This is a genomic window from Paenibacillus sp. FSL R5-0701 (assembly GCF_037973995.1).
GTDB lineage: Bacteria > Bacillota > Bacilli > Paenibacillales > Paenibacillaceae > Paenibacillus.
Window position 1 is genome coordinate 698,619 of record NZ_CP150230.1, and the last position, 13,939, is coordinate 712,557.

The 13,939-nt window shown below is 48.0% G+C and carries 14 protein-coding genes and 1 riboswitch; of the genes, 8 read left to right on the forward strand and 6 right to left on the reverse strand.

Features of this window, described 5'->3' with window-relative positions:
* Window positions 1-225: a hypothetical protein gene (locus MKZ13_RS03305; RefSeq protein WP_036614132.1), complete on the forward strand. Its 225-nt coding sequence runs from the start codon at window positions 1-3 to the stop codon at window positions 223-225.
* A 147-nt stretch (window positions 226-372) separates the two neighbouring features.
* On the opposite strand, the gene MKZ13_RS03310 is transcribed toward MKZ13_RS03305, so the two are convergent.
* Window positions 373-1,653, reverse strand: coding sequence for a Fe-Mn family superoxide dismutase (locus MKZ13_RS03310; protein ID WP_339181734.1), 1,281 nt, complete (start codon window positions 1,651-1,653; stop codon window positions 373-375).
* 152 nt (window positions 1,654-1,805) lie between these two features.
* Window positions 1,806-2,831: an alpha/beta hydrolase gene (locus tag MKZ13_RS03315; protein ID WP_237178465.1), complete on the reverse strand. Its 1,026-nt coding sequence runs from the start codon at window positions 2,829-2,831 to the stop codon at window positions 1,806-1,808.
* Between the two features lie 359 nt (window positions 2,832-3,190).
* On the opposite strand from MKZ13_RS03315, the gene MKZ13_RS03320 reads away from it, so the two are divergent.
* The gene (locus MKZ13_RS03320; protein WP_221818682.1) at window positions 3,191-3,934 is read left to right on the forward strand and encodes an IclR family transcriptional regulator; all 744 of its coding nucleotides are present in this window, start codon (window positions 3,191-3,193) and stop codon (window positions 3,932-3,934) included.
* A 148-nt stretch (window positions 3,935-4,082) separates the two neighbouring features.
* Window positions 4,083-4,196, forward strand: a riboswitch (TPP riboswitch).
* Window positions 4,197-4,618: 422 nt separating this feature from the next.
* Window positions 4,619-6,403, forward strand: a complete 1,785-nt coding sequence (gene thiC, locus MKZ13_RS03325) for a phosphomethylpyrimidine synthase ThiC (RefSeq protein WP_339185317.1) — start codon at window positions 4,619-4,621, stop codon at window positions 6,401-6,403.
* Window positions 6,404-6,786: 383 nt separating this feature from the next.
* On the opposite strand, the gene MKZ13_RS03330 is transcribed toward thiC, so the two are convergent.
* From MKZ13_RS03330 to MKZ13_RS03345, 4 genes are all read right to left on the reverse strand, one after another.
* Complete coding sequence (locus MKZ13_RS03330) at window positions 6,787-7,473, reverse strand: hypothetical protein (protein ID WP_339181736.1); 687 nt, start codon at window positions 7,471-7,473, stop codon at window positions 6,787-6,789.
* Window positions 7,474-7,647: 174 nt separating this feature from the next.
* Entirely contained in the window at window positions 7,648-7,815 is a 168-nt protein-coding gene (locus tag MKZ13_RS03335) for a hypothetical protein (protein WP_167483866.1), read from the reverse strand.
* Window positions 7,816-8,282: 467 nt separating this feature from the next.
* The gene (locus tag MKZ13_RS03340) at window positions 8,283-9,101 is read right to left on the reverse strand and encodes a zinc ribbon domain-containing protein (protein ID WP_339181738.1); all 819 of its coding nucleotides are present in this window, start codon (window positions 9,099-9,101) and stop codon (window positions 8,283-8,285) included.
* Between the two features lie 73 nt (window positions 9,102-9,174).
* Entirely contained in the window at window positions 9,175-10,125 is a 951-nt protein-coding gene (locus tag MKZ13_RS03345) for a YafY family protein (protein WP_339181739.1), read from the reverse strand.
* An 84-nt stretch (window positions 10,126-10,209) separates the two neighbouring features.
* Here MKZ13_RS03345 and MKZ13_RS03350 point away from each other — a divergent pair, with 84 nt between their 5' ends.
* The 5 genes from MKZ13_RS03350 (at window position 10,210) to MKZ13_RS03370 (ending at window position 13,761) form a co-directional block, all read left to right on the forward strand.
* Window positions 10,210-10,905 carry a response regulator transcription factor gene (locus MKZ13_RS03350; RefSeq protein WP_036614121.1) on the forward strand — a complete coding sequence of 232 codons (696 nt, stop codon included), beginning with the start codon at window positions 10,210-10,212 and terminating at the stop codon, window positions 10,903-10,905.
* Window positions 10,898-11,986: a HAMP domain-containing sensor histidine kinase gene (locus MKZ13_RS03355; RefSeq protein ID WP_221818687.1), complete on the forward strand. Its 1,089-nt coding sequence runs from the start codon at window positions 10,898-10,900 to the stop codon at window positions 11,984-11,986. The genes MKZ13_RS03350 and MKZ13_RS03355 overlap by 8 nt, the downstream gene beginning before the upstream one ends.
* A gap of 99 nt (window positions 11,987-12,085) precedes the next feature.
* The gene (locus MKZ13_RS03360; RefSeq protein ID WP_221818688.1) at window positions 12,086-12,949 is read left to right on the forward strand and encodes a M15 family metallopeptidase; all 864 of its coding nucleotides are present in this window, start codon (window positions 12,086-12,088) and stop codon (window positions 12,947-12,949) included.
* A gap of 28 nt (window positions 12,950-12,977) precedes the next feature.
* Window positions 12,978-13,538, forward strand: a complete 561-nt coding sequence (locus tag MKZ13_RS03365) for a VanZ family protein (RefSeq protein WP_221818689.1) — start codon at window positions 12,978-12,980, stop codon at window positions 13,536-13,538.
* Between the two features lie 13 nt (window positions 13,539-13,551).
* Entirely contained in the window at window positions 13,552-13,761 is a 210-nt protein-coding gene (locus tag MKZ13_RS03370; protein ID WP_076216726.1) for a hypothetical protein, read from the forward strand.
* The last annotated feature ends 178 nt before the right edge of the window (window positions 13,762-13,939 follow it).

A 13,939-nucleotide genomic window follows, 5' to 3' on the forward strand; every position in this document is an offset into this window, starting at 1 on the left:
ATGGACACATTGAGATATACGTATTTATATGAGGTTGTATCAACAGGCGAAAAATCCGAGTTCAGCCAAATGGCAACAAGCAAGGAAGAGGCTGCTGCACTGATCGTTGCACGTATAGCCGATCTGGAGTTTACAGATGAGTCTGATATCAAGCTGGGCGATCTGATCTCCATTAGCAAACAGGTTGGCGACAACTATGTGGCGTGCGAGGGCTGTGCTTCTTAAGTGAACATTTAGAAATAGGAAGTCTCTCAAAATACAAGCAAGTCTCTTTTTACAAGAGGCTTGCTTTTTTGTATACACCAAAAGAGATATCGTTCAGTCATTCGGCTGGAGATATCTCTTTTCTCTCTAATCCATCTGACTCCAAGTTTAATAAGGCGGCCACAACAACTTGCGTGTCGTTTCGTAACGCTCAGCCACAGCGGGCCAGTAGACAACGTTCCACCAATCCTCGATATACTTTTTGCGTTCATTCTGATGTTTCAGATAGTAGGCATGTTCCCACACATCCAGTGGCAGAAGCGGTACGATATCGGACTGGGACAGGTTCTGGTGTTTCTCCGCCTGCAAAATCTCCAAACGATGTGCTCTCGGGCTCCAGACAAGCATCGCCCAGCCACTGCCTTCCACCTTGTTCGCGGCTTCCGTGAATTGATTCTTAAACGCTTCATAACTCCCGAAATCTCGCTTGATCTGCTCTGCGAGCATACCGGAAGGTTTACCGCCGCCAGCAGGGTTCATAATTGTCCAGAAGATCGTATGCAGGTAGTGGCCTGCCCCGTTGAAGGCGAGTTCACGTTCCCAATGTTTGATGAGTTCAAAGTTATTCTTTTTTCGCGATTCCGCCAGCTTCTTCTCTGCTACATTTAGTCCGTCCACATAAGATTGATGGTGTTTGTCATGATGGATACGCATCGTCAGCTCATCAATATGTGGCTCCAGCGCATTGTACGCATAGGGAAGGGGAGGCAGTGTGTGTCCTCCAATGGGAACCGGCTTTTCTTTTACATGAGGTGCTGTAGAGCTGGGTGTGGCTTGTGTTGTTCCGATAGAAGGCGGTTGAACGGTTGCGGATTGGATCTGAGCTGATGCGGCAGGTGCATTTACATTCCCCTCTGGAGAAGTTGGAGCTTCTGAAGCTTGGCGATGGATGCTTCCTGGCCCTGACGTATGCAGCGCATTTTCCAGAAAAAGTGATGGCTCCGAATCCGTTTCGCGCAAGATGCCAGGTTGGCCAAGTGTATCCAATACGCCTAGAAAATACTCCGACTCGCGGATAAAATGCAGAATAAGTACTTTGGCAAGCGGAACAGCTTGCACAGCAGCACTTTGCTCCAGAAGAACGTATAGCTGTTTGATGAACTCTCTCGATTGCTGCCGAGCTGCCAACACAAGTTGATCGATACAACGAACGATGTAGGGAGCAGGCGGATGGGTTCCAGGCAATAGTTGTTTTAAAAGCTGATTGGCTACTCGCTCACTGTTTGCAAAGGTAACCTCCCATTCCTCCAGTAGCTTGACGTATGGGGGCTCCAGATCAGGAACCAGGGCACGAATGACGAGTGTATGTTCTTTCTCCTGCTCTTTCCAGAAACGGATTTCCTCCAATGTCCGCAGAGGCAGCAGGTGACCATATCCATACCAGTTCATCTTTATTTTGAACCTCCTTCAGATGAAATTCATTGCATGCAGACCGTCTGTTCATGCGTCCCAAGAGTATATTCCGCGAGCTTGTTGTCCTATGAGTGCAAAAAAAAGAGCCCCTGAGGGCTCTGGAAAAAATTCGGATGATTGGAATTTGGTTATTCTCCACTATTCGTGTTCTGTACATCGTCACTGCTTGTTTTCGTTACATGACTCAGGAAAGTTGAGACACGGCGTAGATATTCCTTCGGATGCTCCCGGAAGATCAACTCATGATGCGCGTCCTGGACAATCCATTCATCGGAGTACGGATTGGTCTGGTTGGCGGCGAGTTGCTCCGCAATTGGATAAGGCGCCTTCTCGTCCTCTGTGCCATGGATGAAGAAAATCGGGAACGGATAATCTTCCTTTTTCACTTCCTGGTATGGAATCTGTTGTAATCCGGTACCATTCAGAACAGGGAACAACAGATTCATGATCTCGAGTGTCGGTTGACGCGGGAGATCGATCTGGTTATGAATGTTGTGGTACAGCGTATCCGGTTCAAGCAGGAACGTACTGTCCAGAATCATCGCATCCACTTCCTGGGTAATCAGTCCGGTTTGAAGCGCTGTACCGGCACCCATGGAGAAACCCCAGACAACCAGTTCCTGCGCACCTCGCTGCTTGGCGAACTGGATGGCACCCAGCAATTGCTGTGACTCAGCTTTGCCACCTGTGGCTACAGCTTTGTTCACCTGTGAGGCGAAGCCATAATCGAACATGACCACGTTGAACCCAAGTTGATGGGCATAGTGTGCCAGGTCATACATGGGTACCCATGTTTCTTCACGATTGGCACCATAGCCGTGACTGAAAATAATCGTTTTGCTTGCAGCATTGTCAGCAGGTATATACCATCCCTGCATCGTCCGGCTGCCATCTGCTGCCGGGAACGTGATGTCTTCGTACTTCATGTTCTTGGCCTGCATTGGATTGGAGAAGACCGGCGCTACCGTTGGATTGGATAATACCCATGCGATGTAACCATGCAGTGCAATAAAACAAAACAGTAGAAAAAATACAACGGAGAGCAGCAACGCTACGATAATATGTTTGAACCGAATCAGCCTCGGTGATAGGGAAGAGGGCAGATCGGACACTTTTGTTTGCAGCGGGGCTTCGCTCTGGGATGTTGGATACATGAATGCCCCTCCTTTGAAGTTCAGTTGAAGATAACAACGACATGAAAAGAGAATTGCGTCGATTTCAGAGCCTGCTTCAGAGCGATATCTTAATGTAATATATCTTTATCGTATGTTCCAATATAGTCAAAGTCAATTGATTGAGGGCATTTGTTACGCAATTGTTATATAGTTCTTAAGATATATGGGTAACATTACCTTAGTGTGTAAATTACAGGGGATTAAGTCTTATAAAAAGGAAAAATTTGCACGTTATACTATTTATATTTTGGCTCTTTTTGGTTTACAGATGAGACCGTTTCTCATATAATTTATGTAACCAAGTTTCATGTGATGAAACATGAGGAGGGCATTATGCCATGGAAGATCGCAAGTTAACCGTCCGGGCTGTGGAACGGGCGCTGGATATATTATTATGTTTTACCACACGCAGTGATCTGGGACTCACCGAAATTGCCAGCCAGATCGGCCTGCACAAAAGTACAGTGCACCGTTTGATGGCTACGCTGGAGGATCGAGGGTTCGTGATCCGCGATGCAGCAACAGAGAAGTACCGACTTGGCATCCGAATCTGGGAGCTGTCAGCTCATATGTCCCGCAGTGATGATCCCGCTATTCTGCTGCTTCCTGCGATGGAGCGACTGAGAGATCGATTGGGGGAGACCGTGAGTCTGTACCTGCGTGATGGCAGTGAACGGATTCGGATTCAGGCTGTGCAAAGTGATCAGGCAATTCGCCGAGTTGCTCCCGTTGGTGTTAGACTGCCGCTGTCTGTGGGTGCTTCCAGCAAAGTCCTGATGGCGTTTGCCACGGACGAGGATCGTGAAGAATTGATGAATGGTCCTGAATGGCCGGTATTTATCGATCCAGCGGTGTATTTGGCGCAAATGGTAGACATTCGGGATAACGGATATGCGACGAGTTATGAGGAACGTGAGCCGGGAGCTGCCGCGGTATCGGTACCGATTATGGATCGCAGAGGCAATATTGCAGCCGCACTCTCGGTCTCAGGGCCTGTCAGCCGACTCTCACAGGAGACATTGCATGAATACGCACCTGTGCTAAAGGAAGCTGCTACGCAGATGGGGCTCATGTTATCCTGATGTTGAGGTAAGGTTTTTCTCCAATTGAGTTGGTGTTCTGGAATATAAAGGTTGTTTTTATGTTCCGGTTGCGCTACTCTGTTATGGACGGCCCAGCGGGGCCAGCATCATTGAATATGAACTGCGGCATGTGTATGCCGCAACTTGTTAACGTTACTGGGGGAGTCCGAACTGTCCGGACTGAGACGGAATCGCATGAGATTCCGGACCCTTTGCACCTGATCTGGATCATACCAGCGTAGGGAAGTAATCGGCGATATGACCACAACCACCACATGATGTGACCCTTGTAGGGCTCCGTTAAGGAGCTGCATAAAGGTGCATTATTGGTGATGGACATTAAAAGTCGGTTCCTTCGGGGACCGGCTTTTTTATATACAGTGAACAGGCGGTATAGCGCGGATTCTATGGGCCTCTTTTTCAATAACCTGCGAAAGTGGGCTTGGATGAATAGAGAATGCACCATAGATCCATGATCTGTGGCAGCCTCCGTCTGTTGTTAACTGTACATGAAAACTGTCTCCCCTGGTCTGGAGTAGGATCGCTCTTTCTTCTCTGCATTGCGCATGATTTGGGACAGGTACGTAAGTGAGCTAATGATGATGCCAACCCAAAACCAAGCGAACGAACAATGAGGAGGAGACAAGCGACATGAGTGCAGGAAATCAAACGGGACAACAAGCGATGGAACAGGAACATACCAGTCATCAGGTGGAAAAGGAAACAGGAGCGGCCGGACGTGTTCAGCCCTTTCCGGGCAGCCGCAAAGTCTACATTCAGGGCTCACGGCCGGACATTGCTGTACCGGAGCGTGAGATAGCCCTTCATGACACGAATACTCCCCAAGGGGTGGAGTATAATGAACCGCTGCGTGTCTACGATACGAGCGGCCCCATGACCGATCCCGCATTTCATGCGGATATCCGTGCAGGTCTGCCATCCCTGCGCACCCGTTGGATCACAGAGCGCCGCGATGTGGAAGCTTATCAGGGCCGTACGGTTAAACCGGAGGATAACGGACTGAAGCCCGGAGGGAAGAGAGCTGGCGCCGAAGAGTACCCCGGATTACGTGGCAAACCAATGCGGGCACAGCCAGGACGCTGTGTGACCCAGATGCACTACGCGAGGCAAGGAGTCATTACGGCAGAGATGGAGTTTGCCGCCATTCGTGAGGGCGTGGAACCGGAATTTGTACGGCAGGAGCTGGCGAGTGGACGGGCCATCCTGCCGTCTAACATCAATCACCCGGAGAGTGAGCCGATGTTGATCGGTCGTCATTTTCATGTGAAGATCAATGCCAACATTGGCAACTCTGCTGTATCTTCTTCCATCGAGGAAGAGGTCGAGAAGATGGCCTGGGCGGTACGCTGGGGATCGGATACCGTAATGGATCTGTCCACAGGCAAAAACATTCATACCACCCGGGAATGGATTATCCGCAATTCACCTGTGCCGATTGGTACGGTACCGCTGTATCAGGCGCTGGAGAAGGTGAATGGCGAAGCGGAAGCGCTGACCTGGGAGTTGTACCGTGACACACTCATTGAGCAGGCAGAGCAGGGCGTGGACTACTTTACGATTCATGCAGGTGTACTGTTGCGATATATCCCGATGACGGCCAAGCGGATGACAGGCATTGTGTCTCGCGGTGGGTCCATTATGGCAGCATGGTGCCTTGCGCATCATCAGGAGAATTTTTTGTACACTCATTTTGAAGAAATCTGCGAGATTATGAAAAGGTATGATGTAGCGTTTTCGCTGGGAGATGGACTCCGTCCAGGCAGTATCTACGATGCCAATGACGAAGCTCAGATGGCGGAACTGGCTACGCTTGGGGAACTGACGCAGATCGCGTGGAAGCATGATGTGCAGGTGATGATCGAAGGTCCAGGGCATGTGCCGATGCATAAGATCAAGGAGAATGTGGACTTGCAGATGGAGATCTGTAAAGAAGCACCGTTCTATACGCTGGGGCCGCTGACGACCGACATTGCCCCGGGTTACGATCACATCACATCCGCCATTGGTGCGGCCATGATTGGCTGGTTTGGCACGTCCATGCTCTGTTATGTTACGCCAAAAGAACATTTGGGCCTGCCCAACAAGGATGATGTGCGGGAAGGGGTCATCGCCTACAAGATCGCAGCTCATGCCGCCGATCTGGCTAAAGGCCATCCGCGTGCTCAGCGCCGCGATGACGCATTGTCCAAGGCACGTTTCGAGTTCCGCTGGCGTGACCAGTTTAACCTGTCACTGGACCCTGAACGTGCGCTGTCCTACCATGATGAGACACTGCCAGCAGAAGGAGCCAAAGAAGCTCATTTCTGCTCGATGTGCGGACCGAAGTTCTGTAGCATGCGCATCACGCAGGACATTCGGGCCTTTGCCGCGGATAAAGGATTGTCCGAGAATGAGGCTGTAGCTGCCGGGATGCAGGAAAAGGCCGAGGAATATCGGACACGTTCCTAGGCGCTGATACAGCGCAAGCTGGGCAGTCTGAAATAGAGATAAAGCCGTTTCTCTCTGTCATTGCAGAGAAGAACGGCTTTTTTTAGTGTTATGTCATGTGTGTATTCTTAACCGTACTCAGCCTTTATCAGAATTAGCTTTGTGACTGTGTGTGGTCCATATTTTATACAGAATTCCTGCGATAACGAATAAAAGAGCGTCACTGAGTTTTGGTGATCCTCCGTATAGAAATGCGGAACAGGAAAAACCTACTATAAACAGTAAAACAATATAGAGGAAACGCATATTAGTTCACCTCGTTAATTTGTGGTGTTACTAAGTAAGTGAGTTCATAGTTGCATAGTTCAGATAGAACCTGTTACTTCACTCCAAATCCGCTACTATTATCGAGCCACGCCTAAATTCTTCTCCAAATACGCCGCAAGCAATGCCAGCGGGCTATGGATTGGAATACCGCGATCTATTGTAACCTGTGCAGCAGCGGGAGCCATAGACAGTTGGGCTGCCACTACCGTTTTACCCGGATAATGCTCAGCAATCTGCTGTAATCCTTCACGTACTGCTTCGAGATACCCTTGCTGATCTCCACGCATAATCAACTCAAATGTCCCAGGGATGCACACCGCATCCGTCTGAGATGTCTTGGCAACGTGTAGTTGCCCATTCTCATCCTCTTGCTGTAATGCCTGATTCACCCGTGCCATCGTTCCTTCAATAGTTGCCGGGTTGGTGAATGCTATTATGTAATCTCCTGGTACTCGCCGCATCTCCTGCAATAACGGATCATCTATGCCGATCACAGGCACAGGGACCTGTGTGGCTTCCTGCTCCAGTACTGTCGCAAAGAGGGTACATGTGACCAGAATGGCATCGGCATGACACTCGGCGATCCATTGGAGCGTCTGGGCTACTTTCTGGTGAATGACGATCTCGGAAAAGTCAGCGTCATGTTTAAGACGGTCCAGACCTGGATCGACGTAATGGACCAATTCAACTTCATAAGGAGCAAGCGTCTCTTCAATTAAGGCGATGTTGGAATAATGAGCGTGAAAACAACCAATGATGATCATGTGCTAAGTCCCCTTTTACAGTTCGTATATGTCATGGATCTTGTAGATATTTAAACCATTATAGAAACACACCTGAGAACTGTACAGCTGTATATTGCTCAACGCCAATAACCGCCCTTCCGCCAAACTGCGGAAAGACGGTTGATAACCGTACTAATTGGTTCTGGTGTCATTTTATCGAAGGGAAGGAGAAGTGCTCTTCTTCGCCATTTTTTGCTGCAGAATTTCATGAAAGGATAGACCTTGAGTGTTCTCATTCTCCTTTTTAGGAGCAGTGGTCGCCGTGTTGCGCGGATATTGGTGGTGGTACGGGATCATTTGCTGAATAGGCATGCGGATCATCTTGGTTCCTCCTTTAATGCATTTTTTTTAAATTATGTATTTCGACTGGTTATGTTGCCAGGTGCACATATAGGTACATATGACTTGTTAGACGAAATAAATGACTTTAGAATATAAATCCAATTGGATTGTAGTGATTTTACCCGGTTTTAAGGAGATGTAAACGGTTTTAGGGAAATTCAGGAGTAAAGAACCTGATATGAGAGGTTTGAGATGGGAGGATCGAATCGGTTGTTATGTGAATAGTCCCAATTCTAAGGAAGTCAATGGTACCGACATATGAGGCATATTATCTGGTTAAATGATGCAAAGCATGCTAACTAACTTGGTACCATGGTCGGGTTGTTTAGGTGGTTATGTAGTTCCGGATATAACAAAAAGACTGCCGAGCGAACCCGGCAGCTTGCGTGATATGAAAAAGGATGCGAGGAAACTTTGATCCTGTCTGAGGTGGCATTGTGTTGGTTTTATCTATTTTGATGAACAGCGATGTATATATCTACTTGTACACTTTCGGGATTCAGGCTGCGTTCATCATACAATTCAAAATCCCCGGTGAACGTACGATCGCTTTGTTTCTCCCATGCCCACACGGCTCCCCAAGCTTCGCCAACAACCTTTGCCATCGGTCCTTTTCTGGAAGTGAATACGGCGTAAGTTGCAGGAGGGAGTAAAATGTCGTCCAATCCTTCAGGCAATGATTCGTTCGGACTGACCTCATGCCCTACCAGTATGGTGTATTCACCGGTTATGCCATCGGAGTAATCCGTGTAACAGCCATAGCGGGCGGCTTCAGGTGCAGGGAGGTGATCTGAGGCAAAATAATTGTTCCAGAGTCCCTGAATACAGCCTTTGCCACTGATCTCAATGGCGTTGGTTGTGCGGGCGGATACGCCAGCAAGACGTTTGCCTGGGAGCGTGACATAACGAACGGGCTGGGCAGAGAACGAATGATCTGTAGTTACCTGACCAGGATTAGCGGAAACAGTAGAGTTTTCCACAAGAGATTGAGCATGTTGATCCGTTGTATTCGTGCGCCAACGTTTCAAAAAAGGAAGCTGATTACGCAGCATCGAACGAGCGGATTCCTCGTCCATGCCCTCGTCCTTCAGAATGGCAGTGCACATCTCGGTCATGCCTTCCAGTGACATACCTGGCTGCTCGAACTGACCTTCTTTGTAACAATAAATACAGTACTCACGGGTTGTGCTTCCATCTGCTTCCGTTCCGAATTGGGCAGGGGTTGTGAGCGGCATGCCGCAGCTTTGACATACAGTGACGTTCATGATTAGTTCCTCCTTATATAGGTACTGATTGAATATATCTGAAGTATACGGGGAGGAACTGGACAGCTGTCTGTCAGGTTTGAGTCGGGGAGATATAATTTTGTACAATTTGCTCCGCGATACGGCAGATCTCGTCTCGAATATGCTGAGGTTCCAATACTTCAACGTCCGCGCCGAAGCCCAGGATGAACCCATATAACCAGCCATCCTCGGGAAAAGCAACTTGGCTAATATAATACCCAGTCCCATCAGGCATGACGTTCTCGATCCCAAACCATTCTTCCGCAATATGACGGACGCGAGGATGGAATTTCAAGGTTAACCTGGCTTGATTGTCCGGACGGCTCCATTCCTGTTGCCAGGGTCTGTCCTGTGGGTTGATGACTTTACGCTCGAATTGCTCATTAGCAAGCGTGACATCTTGCATACGCACAAGCTTGAACATGCGAAATTGATTCCGCTCGTGGCAAAAAGCATACAGATACCAGGAATGTTTCTTGAGTACGATGGTATGAGGGTCGGCAGTTCGGTGAGTCTGGATACCTTCCGCACTGCAGTAGGTAAAGGTTACGGGTCGTAATTGATCCATACCCTGTTCGATAAGTTCAAGCTTGATTTTCAGCGCTTCTGGATGCGTCCAGGTTGAATAATCCACGATGAATCGATTGGTATTGGCCTGAAAATCGTCATTTTTGGATTCAGGTACGATACTGCTGAGTTTTTCGACCAGAAGCTCTCGCGCCGCATTAGCATGGGAAGTGGATACACTGCGCAGTGCAGTGACGATAGAGGCGAGGTCCTTGTCTGTTAATACGTTTCGATCCAGACGGTAACCCTCTGCCAGACCAATCCCGCCGCTTGCTCCCTGATACGTCACCACAGGGATACCTGATTGACCCAATGTATCGATGTCTCGGTAGATGGTCCGGATCGATACTTCGAACATATCTGCCAGGTCTTTGGCTTGGACTCGCCCACGATTGATTAGCAGCACGACGATGGCTAATAAACGCTCCAGTTTCATATGTATGGATTCCTTTCATTGGTTTATCTGTTGGATTCAAATATGTTATATTGTTGAGCATCACACATAGGAGTGGAATAAGCAATGAAGCGAATTACGATTCTGATCGCAGACGATGAAGTTGAGATCGCTGATCTGGTTGCTTTACATCTACAAAAAGAAGGATATCACACCATCAAGGCCTTTGACGGGAAGGCGGCGGTTCAAGCTGTTCAGACCCAAGCGATAGATTTGGCGATTCTGGACATTATGATGCCCGGCATGGATGGGTATGAGGTGACCCGCAAAATTCGGGAGCAGCATCATTTACCGATCATTTTCCTGAGTGCCAAAACGTCAGATATGGACAAAATTACGGGACTTGTGATGGGTGCGGATGATTACATGACCAAACCGTTCAATCCGATGGAGCTTGTTGCCCGGGTGAATTCCCAGTTGCGTCGTTCTCTGCAATTCAGCCAGTCTGCGCCTGTTCAGAGGTCCATTCTGGAGAAGGGCGGGCTCATCATCACGCCAGATCAACATCGCGTTACACTCTACGGCAAACCAGTGGAACTAACACCGAAGGAGTTCGACATTTTGTATCTGCTCGCGAGCCACCCCAAGCAGGTGTTCAGTGCAGAAAATATTTTTGAACAGGTATGGGGAGAAGCCTATTACGAGAGTGGGAATACCGTGATGGTCCACATTCGAACCCTGCGCAAAAAGCTGGGGGAAGATGTGAACAAGAACAAGTTTATCAAAACCATCTGGGGCGTGGGGTACACGTTTAATGACTAAAAGAAGAAGTTTTCGCACAACCATGATTATGTTGTTAGGGTTAAGCATGCTTGCCTCTGGCGCAATCACTTATGGGATTTACAAGCTTTTACAAGCCTATTATTCGGGTGTCCGTGCAGAAGATCAGCTTGCTGAATATCGTCATTTTATGAAAAGTATCGGAGATATTTATTTCTTCCTGATTTTATTTATCCCACTGGCCATTCTGTTTTTCTTCTGGTTTACCAAGCCTTACGCGACGTATTTCAAGGACATTTCTACAGGGATCAGACATTTGGCCAATGGCGACTTTCAGCATCGTGTGCAGATCTCCTCGAAGGACGAGTTAGGTACGATTGCGGAGGATGTGAACCTGGCAAGTGAGAAGTTAAGGGAAGCGGTGGAACGAGGGGATTTTGCTGAAAATAGTAAGGACCAGCTTGTTGTCAATCTGGCACATGACCTGCGAACACCGCTGACGTCTGTGCTTGGATATCTGGATCTGCTCATGAAGGATGATCAGCTAACGGAGGAGCAGGTACGGCACTTTACGTCGATTGCATTCACCAAATCACAGCGTCTGGAGAAGCTGATTGATGATTTGTTCGAAATAACCCGCATGAATTATGGCATGCTGCCTATAAACAAGACACGGCTGGATCTTAGCGAACTGCTGAAGCAGATGAACGAAGAGCTCTATCCTGTATTTGAAAAGAACCAACTAGTCGCCCGACTAAAAATAGACACTGACCTTACGGTCTCCGGTGATGGCGAGCTGCTGGCTCGTGTGTTCGAGAATCTGCTAATTAACGCTGCACGGCATGGCAAGGATGGTATGTACGTAGATATTAATGGATATCGGGATGCAGAACAGGTCATCATTCAGGTAATTAACTATGGTGGACATATTCGTCCGGAGGAATTGCCACATATCTTCGATATGTATTACACCGGAGATCGTGCTCGGACTCCTCAGGAGGGTGGGACAGGCCTCGGCCTATTTATCGCTCGCAATATTGTGGAGCAACATGACGGTACAATTTCGGCCCAGAGCGACGTGGTACGGACGCAGTTCGAAGTTCGTTTGCCCGTATTTCAATGAGGTCTGATATCAAATTTAAGAAAAACTTTAAAATTGCCCTGCTTTTTCTTTAACTTGTGTTGTCTATCCTTGATGCATGAGGTAAAAGGAGGAGCAAGCATGAAAAAGTGGGGCTTTTTGATATGTATCATTTTGATCGGATATATCGTTACGCAATCACCGGGATGGATTCAGCAGAAGGATGAGTTGCCCATCGAGATTCAGAATACGCGTGAGAATCCCGCAGGTTACACCGTATCCGTCACCGGAAACATTCAGGATCAGGTACATAAGGGCAACTTGTTACTGGTGGATAAGCAATACCCCGTTCACCCGGAAGGGGTTAAATCCGATATTGTATATGTGGCACATGAGGATGATCTGCTTCGTGGATATGGAATACTGGATCAGAAAATCATGTTATCACGGCAGGTGGCGCAGGAATTTCAGAGGATGGTTGAAGCAGCAGGCGAAGAGGGAGTCAGATATTTTCTCGTCAGCAGCGGATACCGGGATTTTACGAAGCAGGACGAGTTATATCGGGAAAAGGGTTCAGACTATGCACTTCCTGCGGGTCACAGTGAGCACAATCTTGGGTTATCCCTGGATATTGGCTCCAGTCTGGCTGCGATGAATGAAGCACCAGAGGGTGCATGGCTGGAGAAGAATGCATGGAAATACGGATTTATTTTACGTTACCCAAAGGATAAAGTGCGCATCACGGGTATTCAGTATGAACCATGGCACTTTCGATATGTAGGGCTGCCGCACAGTGCTGTCATGTATAAGAATAATCTGGTGCTGGAAGAGTATCTCGATATGCTTAAAGAGAAAGAGAACATTACTGTGGAAGTAGAGGAAGAGCAGTATCACATCCGCTATTATCGGGCCACCAGAGACACAACCGTTTACATACCTGAGCAAGGCCAAACTGAAATATCGGGTGATAACATGGGTGGCGTCATCGTCACCGTAAAGAAATAACAGGGCAACACAAGGGAGGCGAAACAACATGAAGCACAACAACCAGAATAGAAGCAAACATTACATCCTTTGGATTGCCGTTTTCATTATCTATTTATATCTGCTGACTAAGCTGATCCTGTTCAAAGGAAACCCAGTCGATTTTGGCATCGTGAAGGATCGACTGATGGCGTTCTTGCAACAACCGGATCTGGTCCATAACCGAACCGTCAACCTGACACCATTTCAGGAAATCTCACGAGACTGGAACAGCCTGTCGTTACATCGTCCTGGCACCGCAATCCATCTGGTAGGCAATATACTGGCCTTTATCCCTCTGGGCATCTTCATCCCTGTGTTGACGGGCAACAAGTTATTCTCTGGAGTAAAGGTACTCTTGCTGTCTCTGCTGCTCAGTCTGGGTTATGAAGTGACACAATTATTGACTGGCATGGGGATATTCGATGTGGATGATCTGATGCTTAATACACTCGGCGGCTTCATTGGATATATTGTTTTCACTATGGCTCTGGGTCTGAAAAAGGTGTTGGTGGGAGGAGAATCCCGCATGACGACGAAAAAGTTAAATTCTAAGGAAAGTCACGTGTAAGGAGGGGAACAACTTGATTATAATGGCTGTACTGTTCATTAGCGCAGGGCTAATGTTTCTCGTTTATCCACACAAGGTAACGGATGCTTCGGAAAAACAGATTGCGGAGCGAGTGATCATGTCTAGATGGGTTGGAGGCTCGTTAATTGCTCTGTCGTGTCTGTTTCTGATCATGGGTACGATTCAACTGTTAGATCAAGCCTCACATCACATTGGGCATTAAAAGGAAGTTTGGCCTCGAAGCAACGGAGAATACACACATACTGAAACCATAGCTCCTCGTAACGTGCAGATTGCACGTTACGGGGAGCTTTTTTTATTGTTTCATAAGGTATCGAATTTAGCATAGGACCAGTGAACTTTGCGAGTAACATCGCAAATGAGGTAAAGTAGAGATGATG

Bases quoted from the DNA above. Each gene is read 5' to 3' on its own strand.
- MKZ13_RS03305 (WP_036614132.1), top strand. From the start codon at position 1: ATGGACACATTGAGATATACGTATTTATATGAGGTTGTATCAACAGGC.
- MKZ13_RS03310 (WP_339181734.1), bottom strand. From the start codon at position 1,653: ATGAACTGGTATGGATATGGTCACCTGCTGCCTCTGCGGACATTGGAG.
- MKZ13_RS03315 (WP_237178465.1), bottom strand. From the start codon at position 2,831: ATGTATCCAACATCCCAGAGCGAAGCCCCGCTGCAAACAAAAGTGTCC.
- MKZ13_RS03320 (WP_221818682.1), top strand. From the start codon at position 3,191: ATGGAAGATCGCAAGTTAACCGTCCGGGCTGTGGAACGGGCGCTGGAT.
- thiC (WP_339185317.1), top strand. From the start codon at position 4,619: ATGGAACAGGAACATACCAGTCATCAGGTGGAAAAGGAAACAGGAGCG.
- MKZ13_RS03330 (WP_339181736.1), bottom strand. From the start codon at position 7,473: ATGATCATCATTGGTTGTTTTCACGCTCATTATTCCAACATCGCCTTA.
- MKZ13_RS03335 (WP_167483866.1), bottom strand. From the start codon at position 7,815: ATGATCCGCATGCCTATTCAGCAAATGATCCCGTACCACCACCAATAT.
- MKZ13_RS03340 (WP_339181738.1), bottom strand. From the start codon at position 9,101: ATGAACGTCACTGTATGTCAAAGCTGCGGCATGCCGCTCACAACCCCT.
- MKZ13_RS03345 (WP_339181739.1), bottom strand. From the start codon at position 10,125: ATGAAACTGGAGCGTTTATTAGCCATCGTCGTGCTGCTAATCAATCGT.
- MKZ13_RS03350 (WP_036614121.1), top strand. From the start codon at position 10,210: ATGAAGCGAATTACGATTCTGATCGCAGACGATGAAGTTGAGATCGCT.
- MKZ13_RS03355 (WP_221818687.1), top strand. From the start codon at position 10,898: ATGACTAAAAGAAGAAGTTTTCGCACAACCATGATTATGTTGTTAGGG.
- MKZ13_RS03360 (WP_221818688.1), top strand. From the start codon at position 12,086: ATGAAAAAGTGGGGCTTTTTGATATGTATCATTTTGATCGGATATATC.
- MKZ13_RS03365 (WP_221818689.1), top strand. From the start codon at position 12,978: ATGAAGCACAACAACCAGAATAGAAGCAAACATTACATCCTTTGGATT.